The 1,400-nt window shown below is 42.4% G+C and carries 2 protein-coding genes; both read right to left on the reverse strand.

What is annotated here, in order from left to right; all coding sequences use genetic code 11:
• Window positions 1-539, reverse strand: a 539-nt coding sequence (locus L652_RS0102650) for a CDP-alcohol phosphatidyltransferase family protein (protein ID WP_024595097.1), incomplete at its 3' end; no start/stop codon positions are given.
• A gap of 32 nt (window positions 540-571) precedes the next feature.
• Entirely contained in the window at window positions 572-1,210 is a 639-nt protein-coding gene (locus L652_RS0102655) for an ATP-binding cassette domain-containing protein (RefSeq protein ID WP_024595098.1), read from the reverse strand.
• Between the last annotated feature and the right edge of the window lie 190 nt (window positions 1,211-1,400).

A 1,400-nucleotide genomic window follows, 5' to 3' on the forward strand; every position in this document is an offset into this window, starting at 1 on the left:
CTCGCCATAACCGCAAAGTGCTGCGGCCAAATACAAAATGCAATAAATAGCGCTATTGTTTCAGTGCCTTCGGTTAAGCCGTTTAAGTAGTAAAAGCTTTTGTATTTAAATTGCGGTTTTTCGAGTTTAAATTTTTCGGCGGCAATCGCAAAAGCTAAAAAGCTTGAGCCCGTACCAATAAAAGTAGCAAGTAATAACGATCCCGCTATCGCGTTTTGCTCAGGGTTTGCCAAAATAAAGCCAAGCGGAATAGCCGCGTAAAATAAAAAGTCGAGTGTGATATCTAAAAAGCCACCTGCGCTTGAACTTTGGTTTGCATAGCGTGCTAATGCGCCATCAAGTCCATCTAAAATTCGATTTAAAGCAATGGCCACTAATGCGCCGTACCACATTTCAAACGCCAGTAATGGCACGGCTAATAAGCCAACTAAAAAGCCTACCACGGTTAGCTGATCGGCGGTTATGCCGCGTTTATGCATAAGCATAACCACAGGTGTTAAAAGAGGCTTAATGACAGGGGTGATAAATTTGTCTAGCATGTTTATTGCCTTATGCGTTTAAAGCTATGTATTTAAAGTGCGCTACTTAAAGTAATGAGTTTGCCATTTGCAGCGTCGGCGTCGCTATGGTCATGAGTTACCATAATTGCAGGTAGCTTATGATCGCGTATTTGGCTAAACACGAGTTCGCGTGTATCAACACGCAGTTGGGTGTCGAGTTTGCTAAAGGGTTCGTCGAGTAAAATGGCTTTAGGTTCGCTCAGCAGCATACGTAATAATGCAACACGGGCTTGTTGCCCGCCCGAGAGGTTATCGGGGTGGCGATTGCCCATATCTTTAAGACCTACTTGCTCAAGTGCGTGTGCTATTTTTTCAAGGCGTTGTTTTTTATTACCTTTTGGCATTGCAAAGGCAATGTTACCAGCAACAGTTAAATGCGAAAACAATAAAGCGTCTTGATAAAGCACTCCAATATGGCGCAAGTGCGGAGGGGTATTATCGATATTTTGACCATTAAGCCACACCTCTCCATTGGCCTTAAAGCTACTTGGTAAAGTACCCGTAAGCCAATTTAATAAGCTTGATTTACCACTGCCAGATGGGCCCATAATAGTCAGAATTTCACCGCCATTAACTTGCTCGTTTAAGCTAAGTAGCAGCTCATTTTGGCGATAAAGCTGACAATTTTTAATCTGTAACGATGACTGCATTAAAAAACCTTAACCCTGATAGTGTTAAATATGGATGCTTTAAATATGTGCACTTTTAAGCACGTGCACTTTTGAAAAAATATTTAGGTAAAACCCATGCCAGTATAAATCCAATAAGTGGCAACGCCATTTGCATAATAGCGTACACGGCACTGGTGCGTCTGCTTGCGCCATTGGCAAGCGTAACGGC

The organism is Pseudoalteromonas sp. TB25 (assembly GCF_000497995.1).
GTDB classification, from domain to species: domain Bacteria; phylum Pseudomonadota; class Gammaproteobacteria; order Enterobacterales; family Alteromonadaceae; genus Pseudoalteromonas; species Pseudoalteromonas distincta.